11 protein-coding genes and 1 pseudogene are annotated in these 15,242 nt (G+C 50.6%); 11 read left to right on the top strand and 1 reads right to left on the bottom strand.

The window, feature by feature from the left end:
- The first annotated feature begins 27 nt into the window (after positions 1 to 27).
- The 5 genes and pseudogenes from P0X86_RS16535 (at position 28) to P0X86_RS16515 (ending at position 7,004) form a co-directional block, all read left to right on the top strand.
- Positions 28 to 1,572: a response regulator gene (locus P0X86_RS16535; RefSeq protein ID WP_277745899.1), complete on the top strand. Its 1,545-nt coding sequence runs from the start codon at positions 28 to 30 to the stop codon at positions 1,570 to 1,572.
- Between the two features lie 41 nt (positions 1,573 to 1,613).
- On the top strand, positions 1,614 to 3,395 hold the full coding sequence (locus P0X86_RS16530; RefSeq protein ID WP_277745898.1) for a sensor histidine kinase: 1,782 nt from the start codon (positions 1,614 to 1,616) through the stop codon (positions 3,393 to 3,395).
- A gap of 282 nt (positions 3,396 to 3,677) precedes the next feature.
- A pseudogene (locus P0X86_RS16525) lies at positions 3,678 to 4,579 on the top strand (ABC transporter permease).
- Positions 4,573 to 5,433, top strand: coding sequence for a carbohydrate ABC transporter permease (locus tag P0X86_RS16520; RefSeq protein ID WP_277745897.1), 861 nt, complete (start codon positions 4,573 to 4,575; stop codon positions 5,431 to 5,433). Before P0X86_RS16525 ends, P0X86_RS16520 begins: the two are co-directional and overlap by 7 nt.
- Before the next feature lie 32 nt (positions 5,434 to 5,465).
- Positions 5,466 to 7,004, top strand: coding sequence for an extracellular solute-binding protein (locus P0X86_RS16515; RefSeq protein ID WP_277745896.1), 1,539 nt, complete (start codon positions 5,466 to 5,468; stop codon positions 7,002 to 7,004).
- Between the two features lie 50 nt (positions 7,005 to 7,054).
- On the opposite strand, the gene P0X86_RS16510 is transcribed toward P0X86_RS16515, so the two are convergent.
- Positions 7,055 to 7,852, bottom strand: a complete 798-nt coding sequence (locus tag P0X86_RS16510) for an AraC family transcriptional regulator (protein ID WP_277745895.1) — start codon at positions 7,850 to 7,852, stop codon at positions 7,055 to 7,057.
- Positions 7,853 to 7,972: 120 nt separating this feature from the next.
- Here P0X86_RS16510 and P0X86_RS16505 point away from each other — a divergent pair, with 120 nt between their 5' ends.
- The 6 genes from P0X86_RS16505 to P0X86_RS16480 all read left to right on the top strand — a co-directional run bounded on the left by P0X86_RS16505 (position 7,973) and on the right by P0X86_RS16480 (position 15,222).
- Positions 7,973 to 8,776: a phytanoyl-CoA dioxygenase family protein gene (locus tag P0X86_RS16505; RefSeq protein WP_277745894.1), complete on the top strand. Its 804-nt coding sequence runs from the start codon at positions 7,973 to 7,975 to the stop codon at positions 8,774 to 8,776.
- Positions 8,777 to 9,075: 299 nt separating this feature from the next.
- On the top strand, positions 9,076 to 9,852 hold the full coding sequence (locus tag P0X86_RS16500; protein WP_277745893.1) for a hypothetical protein: 777 nt from the start codon (positions 9,076 to 9,078) through the stop codon (positions 9,850 to 9,852).
- A 518-nt stretch (positions 9,853 to 10,370) separates the two neighbouring features.
- On the top strand, positions 10,371 to 11,318 hold the full coding sequence (locus P0X86_RS16495) for an ABC transporter permease (RefSeq protein ID WP_096773814.1): 948 nt from the start codon (positions 10,371 to 10,373) through the stop codon (positions 11,316 to 11,318).
- A 13-nt stretch (positions 11,319 to 11,331) separates the two neighbouring features.
- Positions 11,332 to 12,207: a carbohydrate ABC transporter permease gene (locus P0X86_RS16490; RefSeq protein ID WP_277745892.1), complete on the top strand. Its 876-nt coding sequence runs from the start codon at positions 11,332 to 11,334 to the stop codon at positions 12,205 to 12,207.
- Positions 12,208 to 12,364: 157 nt separating this feature from the next.
- Entirely contained in the window at positions 12,365 to 13,897 is a 1,533-nt protein-coding gene (locus P0X86_RS16485; RefSeq protein ID WP_277745891.1) for an extracellular solute-binding protein, read from the top strand.
- 68 nt (positions 13,898 to 13,965) lie between these two features.
- On the top strand, positions 13,966 to 15,222 hold the full coding sequence (locus tag P0X86_RS16480) for an FAD-dependent oxidoreductase (protein ID WP_277745890.1): 1,257 nt from the start codon (positions 13,966 to 13,968) through the stop codon (positions 15,220 to 15,222).
- The last annotated feature ends 20 nt before the right edge of the window (positions 15,223 to 15,242 follow it).

Below are 15,242 nucleotides of genomic sequence, written 5' to 3'. Positions count from 1 at the left end.
ATTTTGAGGCGTAAAGGAGAGGATATCATGGTCATAAAGCCGCTTGGCGTATTGATCGTTGAAGATGAAATTCCTCTGCGGCAAGAGCTTCGGCTATTTCCATGGGAGGCGTGCGGAGCCGAATGGATAGGGGAAGCGAGCAACGGCTCGGAAGCGATGCAGCTATGTGCTGAACGCACGCCAGATGTCGTGATAACGGATATTACGATGCCGGTTATGGACGGCATTGCTCTCATTCGGGAACTCCGGAAGCGGCACCCGCACGTTCAGATCATATTGTTAACCTGTCACAGCGATTTTCATTACGTACAAGAAGCGCTCCGTCTTGGAGCGCTTGAATATATTTTGAAGGTGTCATTGGAGGAAGAAGAGCTTAAGCAGGCGATGGACAAAGTGAGAGCTGCGGTCGTCAAGGAGCGCATGGTGCAGGAGCATGCGAGAAGGGAACAGAGGCAGCTGCAAGCCGCCTTATTCGGCAAGCTGCTTCATGGTCAAGAGCCAGCCGGCTCCGATTGGCAATCGATGACGTTAAGCGTAGATCGTCCGATTCGGCTGGTACGACTTCAGCTAGACATTCCTCCATTAGCCTATCTACCCGTGAAGGAAACGGTTCGGCAGAGACTGACCGAGCAGGAAAAAAGGGATCCAACTTGGCTGACTTGGCTGACGGTACGGGAGCGGGAATATTTTGTTCTGCTTGAAGGCAGAACTTCTGCCAATGCTGTTCTTGAGTCACTCCGCACGGTCGTTCAGCATTTGACGGAGCTGTTGAATAGGGAAGAGACCAAGCAGGGACGGTGGGCGACAGTATGTGCCCTATTTAGCAAACCGGTCGCATCGAAGGAAGAAATTGCATCGGCGCTCGCCTATTCGAACGAGTGGAAAGATGCGCTGTTTTACGACCGATGTCCCGAGGAAAGCGCTGTGTACGCGCAGCATTCGCTGCCTCTATCGGATCTGACGGAAAAGAAAACGAAGGAATTAAACGAGATGCTGAGAAAAGCATCATTGTCTCTTGCGAGCTTGAAGGAATGCTTGCTTGGCGAGTTCAGGGATTGGTGCATCGCTGAGCGAGTGAAGCCAAGTCAACTGAAGGAACGGATACTCCATTGGCAGGTTGACTGGCACAGGCAGCAAGAGGGCGCTGAGCTAAGCGCAGTCCGTATGGGGCTATTAATGGACGCAGGAACGTTAGCCGAGATGATTGCCAATATTGTTCAGGTTATGGAAGCTGTAGAGCTAGGGAAGTCGCGTTCGCGCTTTGAGATTCGGTTGGCCGTGCAATGGATCAAAGACCATCTCAAGGAGCCGATCTCATTGCCCGTTATTGCAGAGCAGGTAGGATTGAGCCCACACTATATCAGCAAATTGTTTCGCGAGGAAACGGGGAGTACGGTCAATCAGTATATTACCCGTCTTCGTATGGAGAAGGCGATTGAGCTTCTTAGGCATTCGAATAAGAAGGTATATGAGATCGCGGAAGAGGTCGGCATTCCGAGCTACCGCTATTTTACCGTTACGTTTCGAAATTGGACCGGGGTATCGCCGACGGACTATAAACGGAATGGCTGAAAGCACAGGTGAGAGAGAACGAGCGCGAAGGAAGGGTGGAAATGAGGAAACTGTTTCATTGGTATGCCAGCCTTGGTCTCGCTTCCAAGCAGTTTATTTATTTGTTCATCGTGACGCTGCTGCTCGTTCAAGTGCTTGCATGGCGAAACCTCCACGAGGCGGAAAGTGTGCTTCAGAATCAAGTCATTCGCGATGCCATGCTGCTCGTCAGCCGGACGAATCAATATATTGATGCAAGTTTGGATAATGTGGAAAATATGCTGCTGCTACTCTCGACCCGCGCCGATTTGCTGGAGGAAGGGAATGAGGAGGCAGCCGTCGAGACGCTTCGCAAGTTCGCGGGGATTAACAATTCCATTGCCAGAACTTTGTACATGATTCGAGCTGACGGCCAAGTATTTGCAAGCTCGCAGGTCGTTTATGACATCATCGGCAATCCAAAGCTGAACCAGCTCTATGAGCTAGCGCTGATTAACTATGGGGCTATTAACGTGAGCGAACCTTATGATTCGCCGATGTCGGGGCGAACGCTTGCTTACGTATTGCCTATTGCGGATGCAGACAATAAGGTGAAGGGTGTCGTTGTCGCCGAACTTAATCTCGATTTGCTCACAGAGCGTATTGCGCCAATGATCTATCAATCTTACATACTGTTCACGAAGGAAGGCAGCGTCATTAATCGGCTGGATTCCCGCGATAAACTGCTCCCCTTCCAATCGGCCTCGTATCCGCCGAAGCTGGAGGAGAGCTTTCGAGGGCAGCTCGCCTTGCTCAAAGTCGGCGTCAGCGGCATAGAAGGGGATTCCTTGAATCCGCTCGTTGCCGTGAAGTCGACCAAAAACCGTCTAGGCTGGTCTCTTGCGGCGTTCATCGAAGAGGATTATTTCTATCAGGACCTGCAGAAGCTGAACAGCAACTACCGGACCGCGAGTATCGTATGGATCATGATGCTACTGATCAGCGCGTATCTGCTCAGCCGATCGTTCACGCATCCGATTCGCCGATTTGTCGAGAAGATGGACCGTCTTAACAACTTTCAGGTCGTGGCGAAGCTGCCTGTCACGAGAATGGACGAAATCGGCAGGCTAACGCAGAGCTATAACGCTATGCTCGAGAGGATTCAGAGCCTGCTCCAGAAGACGAAACATGCGGAGGAGCAGAAGAAGGAATACGAGCTGAAGATGCTGCGAAGCCAGATTGCGCCCCATTTTCTGTATAATACCCTTGCCTGCATAAGCAGCTTGGCAAAGCAGCAGCGTATCGACGAGCTGCGCGATACGATTCGTTCGCTGGTCAAGCTGTTAAGCTTCAGCTTCGACAAGCAATCGGAATACGTATCGCTTGAGGAGGAGCTGGAAGGGCTGCGAATGTACATGCATATTCAGCAGGTGCGCTTTGGGGAACAATATCAGTTTATGATTGATATCAATCCTGACCTTTTGCAGTATCGCATACTTAAGCTTACCCTGCAGCCGCTTGTAGAAAATGCACTCTTTCATGGATTAACGCCGAATCACGGCGGGTTTATCGTCGTGAAAGGCGGGCTGAGGAAGGGTGTTCTGAGACTCTATGTGCGCGATAACGGAATAGGCATCAGGCGGGAGAAGCGAAGCAGGCTGCTGTTGGAAAATCAGGACGGTGGGCAGGGCTCCATGTACCGGTTTACGGGCATCGGGCTGCGGAACGTGCATGAGCGAATTCGGATCCATCACGGCGGGACGTACGGCTTGCGGATCGGAAGCGCGGAAGGGGCAGGAACTGTGGTCCGCGTCGATATGCCCGTCCTGACGGAAAGCGACGAACGATTAGGTATTTGGCGTTAACCAAAAACGATACCAAGGCTGTCACGTGGTTTCTTCAGGCCATTCGTGACAGCCTTTACTCATTTACCGTTGATATTGATGCAGATGGATCCATATTCGATGTTAATGATGATGAAGGAAATGCTTACATTTTTTACGTTTTTGTGTATATCGAGGAGACGTCAGGACCTTTATACTTACCTTATTGGAAGCGCATTCAAACTAGGGAGGGATACGATGGAAGCCAATCATAGCCTAACGCCAGCCCCTCGGATACGGTTTTCTCTGCGGACAAGGCTGCTCATGATTTTAAAGTTAGCATGGCGGTTTAAAGCCTTTTACATCATGCTGCTGCCCGGCATTATTTATTTTGTCATATTTCGGTACTTCCCGATGTACGGAGTCATTATCGCTTTCAAAGATTTTGCAATCCTGGACGGCATAACGGGCAGCTCGTGGGTTGATCCGTGGTATAAGCATTTTCAGAGCTTTTACGAGTCGCCTTATTTCAGCCAGCTGCTGACCAATACGCTGTTGATCAGCCTCTACAAGCTGTTATGGGGGACGCTGCCGCCGATCATGCTGGCCGTACTGCTGAACGAATGCCGCATTCGCTGGCTGAAGTCGATTGTACAAACGCTGACCTACATGCCGCACTTCTTGTCATGGGTCATTATTTTCGGCATTCTTTTGACGCTCTTCTCCCAGAACGGCGGTCTCATCAACCGCTGGATTGTGGAAGCGGGGGAAGCTCGATCCCGTTTCTGACCTCGACGGAATATTTCCGCAGCATACTGGTTGGATCGGAGGTATGGCAAAATCTCGGCTGGGGTGCGATTATCTATTTGGCCGCGATGGCGGGCATCGATCCGACGCTTTACGAGGCGGCGAAGGTGGATGGTGCGAGCCGAATGCGAATGATTTGGCATATTACGCTTCCTGGCATTAGAAGCATTATCGTCCTGCTGTTCGTTCTGAAGCTTGGCCATCTGCTTGATGCAGGCTTTGATCAAATTTACATTCTGTACAATATTCAGGTATACCCGGTTGCGGACATCATCGACACATGGGTTTACCGAACCGGTCTGCAGCAGCTTAATTTCAGTTTGGCGTCGGCAGTCGGATTGTTCAAATCGGTCATCGGACTTATCCTTGTGCTAGGAGCTAACCGTGTGGCGAAGAAATGGGGTGAGGGCATATGGTAAGGGGCCTCGATGATAAAATTTCCAACGCAATTATATACGTCATTCTCGGAATATGCGGACTTGTCGCCATTCTGCCGATCCTTTATGTCGTATCCGTATCCATCACTCCGTTCGGAGAAGTGCTGCGTAACGGCGGATTCATATTGTTCCCGAAGGAAATTACGTTTTCCGCTTACCGCACGCTGCTGACGGAGTCCAATATTCCGAAGGCGTTCCAAATAACCGTTCTCATTACGGTGATCGGAACAGCGGTCAATCTCGTCTTGACGGCACTGATGGCGTACCCGCTTAGTCGCCGGAATTTGCCGGGAAGAAACTTTTTTCTTCTCATGATCGTGTTCACCTTGTTGTTCAGCGGAGGGCTTATTCCGACCTATCTGGTCGTTAAGTCGATGGGGCTGCTCGATTCTATCTGGTCGATGATTTTGCCGAATGCAATCTGGAGCTTTAACGTTCTTATTATGAAAAGCTTTTTTGAAGGGCTGCCGGAGGAGCTGTTCGAGTCGGCCCGAATGGATGGAGCCAAAGAGTTCCGCATCCTGCTGCAAATCGTTACGCCGCTTTCCGTTCCTGTCTTGTTGACGGTTGGATTGTTTTACCTGGTCGGCCATTGGAACGAGTTTTTTCAAGCGATTTTTTATGTGACCGATCGAACGCTGTATCCGCTGCAGGTCGTCGTCCGGGAGATTCTGATGCAAAGCCAGCAGCCGCTGGAGAACGCGGAAAATATGATGCCGACGCAGACGATGCAAATGGCATCCGTCATGATTGCGAGCTTGCCGGTCATCGTGATCTATCCGTTTCTTCAAAAGCATTTTACAAAAGGGATGCTGCTTGGTTCGATTAAAGGGTAACCGATGAAACCATTCAGAGAGGGGTTAAGATCATGAAGAAATTAGGGACTTTGCTCGTAGCCGTTTCATTAGCGGGGGCCATGCTTACGGCGTGTTCGGGTGGAAACAGCAGCGATAATCCGGGAAATCCTTCGGGCGCTACCGCCAAGCCCGGAACGGAAACGACGGAGCAGTCTAGCGGCAAACCGGTTAAGCTCGACATTATCGAGACGGGGAACAATCTTCCGTCACCCGATAAAGACATCATTAAGCAGGAATTGGATAAGGCGCTGAATATCGACCTGAACCTGACGGTATATCCAGCAGCGGACGATTACAACAATCAACTAAACGTTCGGATGTCCTCGGGGAACTTTCCCGACTTGTTCATGGTCGACCGGCAGCAGTTAATTCAATTTTCCAAGCAAGGGCTGCTGCTCGATCTGACGCCGTATATGGATAAATTGGAGCAAACGGTGGCGTTCATCGGGGAGGACAGCGTCAAGAAGGGGATGGTCGACGGGAACGTATATGGCATCTCCAAATCTCCGCAAATCCCATACAATACCTTATGGATCCGCAAGGATTGGCTCGACAAGCTGAAGCTGGAAGTGCCGACGACCGTGGAACAGTTGGCTTCCGTAGCGGATGCGTTCACTAAGAACGATCCGGATGGAAATGGCAAGCCGGATACCTTTGGTCTAACGGGCAGCAAGCTGAGTGCATTCTCGACCGTTTTCGGAGCCTTCGGCGTCGGAATGCCAGGCAACTTCTACGAGAAGGACGGCAAAGTCGTCAATGCGCTTCATGAGCCGGCAATGAAAGATGCTTTGGCCTTTATTAAGGACATGATTGGTTCCGGATCGGTTGATCCGGAGCTGCTGGCCAACAGCGGTTTGCAGCATCAGGAGAAGGCGATCAAAGGGCAGGCGGGCATCGTCTATATCGATTGGCCGAACATGACGAAGGAGCAGTTCGTGGAACAGATCAAAACCGTTAATCCGAATGCGGAATGGCTGCAAATCGCCGCTCCTTCGGGTACAGGAGGACAATTCGACGGTTCGTGGGATATCGGCGCGGCGCCTGGGAGATATGCCATTCCGAAAGCACTTGAGAAAGACCCGGAGAAACTGCAGCGGGTGTTCGATCTGCTCAACTATATTTCGAATCCGGACGAAGGCTCGCTGCTCGTGCAGTTCGGGGTGAAGGATACGCACTTCACACTTGAGGACGGCAAGCCGATGATGACGGACAAGGCGGGCGAAGTCGGCCATTCTTGGCTGTACCAATTCACCGGCAGACCGGAAATGGAGTATTTGCAAGCGAAGTTCGCCGCACAATCGGCTGCAATCGAATTCGCGAACGATCAACCCCGTATTGAAGCGTTGAACGGATTTGTTGACAATCCGGAGGGGTATAACCCTGCCGATGCGAATCGGTACATGGAAGAGGAGATCGCGAAGTTTATTTACGATAAACGTCCATTGACCGAATACGATGACTTTATCAAGACGCTGGAAACGTCCATGAACTACAAAGCGTTAGTGGACAGCGCTATGGAACAGCTCAAGGCGCTCGGTTACGGTGACTAAATAACGGGAACGAAAGGCCGACCTCATTCGATGCAGGTCGGCCTGTTCTATTATACGCTATGCGTTTTTCGGTAAGACGAAGGATTGACGCCGCACAGTTTTTTGAAGCTTTTGCTTAAATGATGTTCGTCGGTAAATCCGCAATGCTCGGCGATCTGGGCAAGGGTAAGCGAAGAGTATACAAGGAGTTGCTTCACCTTGTCCATTCTAAGATTAGTCGCGTAGGCGCTTGGCGTTATGCGGAACTCGCGTGTAAACAGTCTTGTCAGCTGCACCTGGGTTAGACCAAGTTCCACAGCGATCGACTTCAACGATAGGCCGAATTCTGCTTGCTGCTGAAGCAAATGCAGGGCTCGCCCAAGGGTCGGATCCTCGCTGAACAAGGTCATCGTATGCTGCTCGGATTGCTCGATCTGAAGCAAATAGAGCAGATCCCTGAGAAGATGTTTCTTGTACGTATGACCAATCCCTGCATGCAAGTATTGGGCTTCGCGAAATTGAGAGAGGGTGGATTGGAAGCGTTTGTGGTTCAATAGCCGAAGCTTGCCGAAAGTCGGGAAATCCGCCGCACGCGGCGGCCCCTCTAGGGAATTGATCCATTGAAACCCCATGAGATGGAAGGATAAACCGTCCGTTTGCCGGTAGAAGGTTAGATCGGGCGGGCATAATACGATGTCATCCTTGACCGCCCTTCCGCTTTGGCTGCCCATTCTGTAATTAAAAGCGCCTTCTTCGACGATGAACAACGCCCAATGATCATATGTATCATTCGTTTTCTGAAATTGAGGGGTATCCTTCACGTAGACATGGTATTGCAAATCGGGATCCAGAAATCCGCTGAACTCCATTGCATGACAACACCCTTTCGCAAATTGAAATTATTTACAAGGAAAATCGATTTTTCTTACATTATAACATGATGGTTCGCCAAATATAATTAAATTAAATACAAGTAGGAGGTATAAAGGATGAAGACAGCCCATTTGGAAATACCGAAATTAATGGAGCAATTTCATGAACAGGGGTATTTGGTTATACCAGATATTTTGTCGCAGGAAGAGGTAAGCCGGCTGAATGCCGCGATCGACGAAATGGTCTCGATTGAACCGGAAGCGCTTTCGCATAATATTTATAACAGCGTAGAACGCCATGCCGAGATTGCTGCATTAATCGATCAGCCTGCCATTCTTCCGTTAATCGTTAATTTGCTTGGCCACAACATTCAGCTTCACATCTCCCACCTTACGATCAGACAACCGAATCCAAGCGAAACCCAAACGGACACGCACAGCTTTATCGATTGGCATCAAGACGGTCCGCATCCGCAGTTTCCTGTCATTAACGGCTTGACGGCAACCTATTATATTAAGGTTTGTTATATTTTGAGCGATATGTCGGAGCCGGATCGCGGCAATACGAAAGTGATTCCGGGCAGTCACAAGCAGCCGTACAATCCGAATCACAAGGATGTGCGCCAGCAGCTTGACGGAGAGGTACAAGTGTGCGGAAAACCAGGTGACGTCTTCGTGTTCGCCCAAAACTTGTGGCATGCTGGCTCGCCGAATCGCTCCACATTCACAAGAAGGCAGCTGTTCCTGGGCTACAGCCCGATCTGGATGCGTCCTATTGACTATCACTCGGCGTCTGTGAGTCTGCTGAAGGACGCGAATTCAATACGGCGCCAGCTGCTTGGACAGATCAGCGATAACAAATTCAATTATTACGTTCCAGAGGAATCGATGGTGCCTCTCAAATCCATGCTGATCAAATGAAGAAAGTCAGGGTTTGTTATGTTGATACCACGGTGCCCTAACGATAGCTCAAACGCACCAGGAAGCAGCTTGCATCCGGCAGCAGCTTCAAAGTCCATTAAATATAGGGCGGGATAGATTGAGATCATGTGCGGTGAACCGTAATTACAAATCATGGCAAGTTTTTTTCGATTGACGGCAATAAAAATACGTGATAACTTGATGGCAGGATAATAAAGGCAATGCAACCTTCGGGTTCAACCTCGCTGAAAAGTGGGTTGGACCCTTTTTTGCATTCCAAAACTAGGGGAGGTTTCGTAATGTTGAGAACAGAATTGCTGTTACAGCGGCTGGGCGAGATCGGCAAGTCGCTCGAACGCAAGGGGGGAGCTCTTTTATTATTAGGCGTTGGTTCCGTTGGGGTCGAGACAGGACGGTTGGATGAATATTCGGATTTAGATTTCTTTGTCATTGTAGAGCCAAGGGAGAAAAACCGATATATAGACCGGTTGGATTGGCTCGAGGAAGTACACCCTCTTGCCTATGCGTTTAAGAATTCGGATGTTGGCTACAAAGTATTGTTCGAGGATGGTATTTTCGGGGAATATGCTGTATTCGAGGAGTGGGAGCTGGCGAATGCGACCTATACGGAAGGCAGAGTCATATGGAAGAACCCCCTGTATTCCAATACGGCCATCGCCAAACCTTCCAACCCGGTCCCCAACCTAAAGGTGGATTCCTTGGACTTTCCTTTGAATGAAGCGTTAACCAATCTTTACGTGGGGCTCGGTCGCTATGCAAGGGGAGAGCGTCTCTCCGCGACAAGGTTTGTTCAAGGTTACGCAGTGGATCGGATTCTATCCGTGCTCCATCTGCTGGAGCAAGAGGTGGACTACTTTCCCGATCCGTTCGGCAATGAGAGGCGGCTAGAGAGGAGATACCCGCGTTTTGCTGGAATCATAGGAGATATGATACAGGGATACGATCATGTTCCAGAATCGGCACTTCGAATTTTAAATTTCATAGAAGAGGTGTATCCAGTCAATCGAAAGTTAAGCGATGAGATACGGCGATTGGCTAACCTGACTTGCCGATAGAATTCTGTCGAGGGACAAGAATTGGGGCAATTGCCGTAAGGGACAAATTGCTGACCAATTCTTTGAAGGTACACTAGAAAAATGACCCTATTGCTTTGTGCAATCAGGGTCATTTTTACAAGATTAATGAGTGGCGAACCGAACCTCCATTATGCTGCGCTCCTGACGGACATATCCAGATTTATATTGATCATGCCGGCATCCCAACATGCGTTTGTTTTGGTCGAATGTGCGTTTATGACCGTCTGGCGAACGAGCTTATAGACGCTGCTGCAATACCTATTTAGTAATGTGGATCCCCTGAGCGGGCAATCGTTTAGGGGGGGCGATAGGATTTAAAGGACTTTAAGCGCTATCTAAAATTTTTGGCAAAGCAGCACACTACAGGGCCCCGCCATGTCCCAAGCCCATTCGCAAACTGTGTTGGAAAAGACCAGAAATAAAAGGATCGACCTCTACTCCCTCTGGGCTGCCTCCCCTACAATAAGAGACAAGACAGAGAAAAGTAGGTGGAGATCGTGAGCAAACGCAGCGGAAGAGAAGGCACTCTCCTGTACGCCGGCGGACGGCGTTGGAAGCTGATTAGAGGCAACTTGGATATGTATTTGCTGCTTATACCGGGCCTTGTGTTCTTGTTATTGTTCAAATACACGCCGATGTACGGCATCGTTATCGCCTTCCAGGATTTCAACATCTTCGGCGGCATATCCGGCAGCGAGTGGGTAGGGATGGCGCAGTTCGAGAGGTTGCTGCAATCGGATGAATTTCTGCAAGTATTAGTAAATACGCTGCTCATCAGCTTGTACAAAATAACGATTTTATTCCCGATTCCGATCGTCATCGCGCTTATGCTAAATGAAGTGAGGCGCATGTTCTTCAAGCGGACGATCCAGACGATCATTTATTTGCCGCATTTCCTTTCCTGGGTCATTATCTCGGGGTTGTTCCTTAACATTCTGTCACCTACCGGCGGTATCGTGAACGAAATCATCCGTTCGTTCGGCGGAGAGCCGATCTCGTTTTTTACCGACAACAGCCTGTTCCGCAGCTTGGTTGTCTTCACGGCCGGGTGGAAGGAAATCGGCTGGAACGCTATCGTGTTTATCGCCGCGATTGCGGGTATCGAGCAGGAGCAATACGAAGCCGCAGCCATCGACGGGGCGGGGCGGATCAGACAGATGTGGTCGATCTCGCTTCCGGGCATGCTTCCTACCATCGTGTTGATGTTCATCCTGCGGATCGGCAGCCTGCTGGAGGCGGGGACGGAACAAATTTTGACCATGTATAATCCGCTCGTGTACGAGACCGGGGACGTCATCGGCACCTATGTATACCGGATGGGACTCGGCCAGCAGGATTACAGCTTCAGTACGGCGGTTGGCCTATTCAACTCAGCGGTCGGATTCCTGCTTATCGTCATCGGCAACATGCTCAGCCGCAAATTTCTGAATCGCAGCATCTGGTAAAGGAGGAACGACCATGTATAGGAAAACTGTCAAAGATTTCATGCTAGATGGCTCTATCTACGTTCTGCTCATCGCAATAGGGCTTATTACACTGCTTCCGTTTGTAAACGTATTTTCCAAATCGATCAGTGAAGAGTGGGCCATCTTGTCGGGCCAAGTCGGAATTTTCCCGGTCGGCTTTCAGCTCGAAACGATGAAATTCGTCGTCACGAACAGCCAGTTTCTAAACTCGCTCTGGATATCGGTGCTGATTACAGTCATCGGTACTCTCGCATCGCTGCTCATTACGGCGCTGACCGCTTATCCGCTCTCGAAGCGCGAACTGCCGGGGATGGGCATCATCATCATTTTGTTCATCTTCACGATGATGTTTAACGGGGGCATCATCCCCAACTATCTACTCATCCGCGAGTTGGGCCTCATTAACCATCTAGGCTCACTCATTTTGCCGGCGCTCATCAGCGTGTTCAACATGCTGGTCATCAAGAGCTATTTTGAAAGCTTGCCGGCCAGCCTGGAGGAATCCGCCAAAATCGAGGGCGCGAGCAATTTAACGGTTCTGTTCCGTATTATTTTGCCGCTAAGTGGTCCCGTGCTTGCGACGATTGGTCTGTTTTACGCCGTTTATTATTGGAATGACTACTTCAACCCGATGCTGTACATCAACAGCTCGTCGCTGAAGCCGTTGCAATTGTACCTACAGGACATCGTCATGAATGCCGATACATCTTCGGCGCTTGACAAGACGGCCGACGATCTCATGAACGTGCCTGCGGAAGGCGTCCGTTCAGCAACGGTCATCGCATCCACGATTCCGATTCTGCTCGTTTATCCGTTCCTGCAGAAATATTTTATCAAAGGCGTGCTCATCGGTTCCGTAAAAGGTTGATGGAGGCATGTAAAGCAGCTTTCCTAAGGCATTAACTTTTCCAGCAATGGAGATGAACGTCAGGGCATGACTTCAGGTACCGGAGAATCGCCCCTTCATCGGGACGTTGCGGGAAAATTAATGATATAGATTATATTAATTGCAGGAGGGTCTCATTATGAAAAAAGCATTCAAATGGATGTCTGTCATGGCCATGTCTGCGCTTCTGGTAATGACTATGGCTGCTTGTTCCGGCAACGGAACGAGCACAGGCAACGGAACGAACACGGACAACGAAGCGACGGCCAAACCGGATGCGGAAAAGCCAGCCTTAAAGCGACTGAACGTATGGCAGAACGAAGAATACAATGCATACCCGGTAGCCAAGCTGCTCGAAGAAAAAACGGGCTACAAAGTGCAATACGATATGCTGCCTCAAGACAAGTGGGCGGAGAAGCTGAACCTAATCATGTCCTCCGGCGAAGCGTATGACATCGTCACTTCCTATAACGACATGGCTTTATATTCGGATTATGCGCAAAAGGGTGCGCTTGTCGACCTGACGCCGCTTATCGACGAATTCGGCCCAAATATTAAGGCGGCTATAAAGCCCGAATCGATGGAAGCGCTTAAGGTAAATGGCAAGCTATACGCAATCCCGGTAACCGTTACGTATGATATCAACAGCTCCATACTCATCCGTACGGACTGGCTCGATAAGCTGGGTCTGTCCATGCCGACGACGACCGAAGAGCTGACAAACGTTCTCACGCAATTCAAGGAGAAGGACCCAGGCGGCAACGGCGACCGCAACGTACTACTTACGATCAAGGGTGACCAATCGATGATCGACAACCTCGTAGGCGCGTTCGGCATCGCCAATGCTTGGAACGACGTAGACGGCAAGCTCATGCCGCGTGTCATGGACCCGGCATTTAAGGACTATGTCGCTTACGTAGGCAACTTGTACGAGAAAGGATTGATCGACCGAGAATTCGTAGCCAACAAAGACGCTACAGCGAAGGAGAAATTCGCAAGCGGCGTAGCTGGCGCCATCGTTGTTCACTGGGCGGACATTCCGGCCATCTCGGATTCCCTTGCGAAGACCAAGCCGGAGGCCAAATTCGCTTTCGTGCCGGCGCTCAAGGGGCCTAACGGAGAAGCCGGCTTCGCGGCAAACGCCGGATTTGACCGTCTGACGTTCATTCCGAAAGCATCAAAGCATCCGGAAGATGCGATCAAATGGATCAATGCAAGCCTGGAGCCGGAAACGTTCAAAAATATGGCGATCGGCGTGGAAGGCACACATTATAAAGTAGTAGACGGAGCATACGAGCCTATCCAGCCGATCTTCACCGACGAGCGCAACTTGGCGAATAACTACATGGCGGGAACGGATGAAGAAAACTATCCGCAATATTGGCAAGCGCGCGTTCGCAAAAACCCGGTAATGTTTGATGCGTTTAACTTCCTGAACAACGAGCAGCCAGCCGAGGTGAAAATCAAAAACGTTCTGGGTCTTGCTCCGTACATGCAGCAATATTCGAAGACGAATCAGCAATTGAGCACCATGGTTGGCGACTACACGGTCAAACTGATCGCCGGCGCGGAGTCCATCGATAGCCTTGCCGACTTTCAATCCAAGTTTATGTCAGCGGGCGGGGAAGCGGCTTCAAAGGAAATTAACGATTGGTACGCAACGACTAAATAAAAAACAGGATAAGCGGTGGTTATCCTTTGTTGCTCACACCGCTACTTCGATCTAAGGGAGAGATCATCATGAAACATGCAGTGTATTCGTTCGAACGTCAAGTGAAAACCCATGCCAAGGCCGACGTTGTCGTCATCGGAGGCGGACCTGCGGGTACGGCCGCTGCCATTGGCGCGGCCAGACGCGGCAAACAGGTGATCTTGCTGGAGAAGTCCGCTCAACTCGGGGGGATGGGGACGCTTGCCAACGTAAGCGTGTTTATGCCTGTCGGCAATGTGACCGGCATCTACCGCGAGATCATCAAGGAGATGCTGGCCGACTATCTGCCCGCAGGCCATGACGAATCGGTCGCGCCGCAATATTCGCCATTTTTGCTTCGCCAATACTTGAATGACAAAATGAAAAAGGAAGGGGTATCGGTCTACTTCCATTGTGAATTCGTGGGCACGATCCGCAGCGGCAGCGGGATCGGTTCGGTTATCGTTTCGACGCGCGAAGGCCTAAGGGCGATAGAAGGCGATGTCATCATCGATTGCACGGGCGATGGGCGAGTAGCCATCGATGCGGGTGTACCTTACCGCACGGGCCGCGAGACTGATGGACTCACGCAGCCGATGACACTTATGTTTACGATGCAGGATACGGGAAAGCCAGTAGAGAAGATACTTCCGGAAGGCTGTTATTATTACGAGGAGGTATCCGATCTGCCGCAGGGGCGCAGGTTATATTGGAAGCAGCGCGAAGACGGCGTTTTGCTCATTAATATGTCGCGCGTCAAGGCGAACGGAGCCGATATGGAGCAAGTCAATTACGCGGAGACCGAAGCGCTTAAGCAGGTGTTCTCGATCGCGCATTATTTGCAGAGAACGGGCTTCGAGACATACGCCATCGCACACATCGCACCGCAGACAGGTGTTAGGGAGACCAATCAAATTGAAGGGCTGTACACGTTGACCGAACAAGATGTTGTAAGCGGTACGCGTTTCCCGGACGTGGTCGCCCAAACAAATTACGAGATCGATATTCATAGCCCGGATGCGGGCAAGACAACCGACGAGCGCCGCGTAGACGGCTACGATATTCCGTATCGCACGATGGTGCCTGTTGGCGATATCGACAACCTGCTCGTTGCGGGCAGATCGATTTCCGCAACGCATGTCGCGATGTCTTCGATGCGCGTCCAAGCGACTTGTTATGCCCTGGGTCAAGCAGCAGGCATTGCGGCCGCGATCTCGCTCGAAGACGGCGTGCCCGTTCGCGAAGTAGACATTGACAAGGTGCAGGCCGAGCTTGCCAATCAGGACGCTAGACTGTTAGGCCGTTAAATTAGGAGAAGGGAGATGGC

This window comes from Paenibacillus sp. BR1-192, from assembly GCF_029542445.1.
GTDB classification, from domain to species: Bacteria; Bacillota; Bacilli; order Paenibacillales; family Paenibacillaceae; genus Paenibacillus_AQ; species Paenibacillus_AQ lautus_A.
This window is presented reverse-complemented; position numbering and strand designations above follow the sequence as displayed.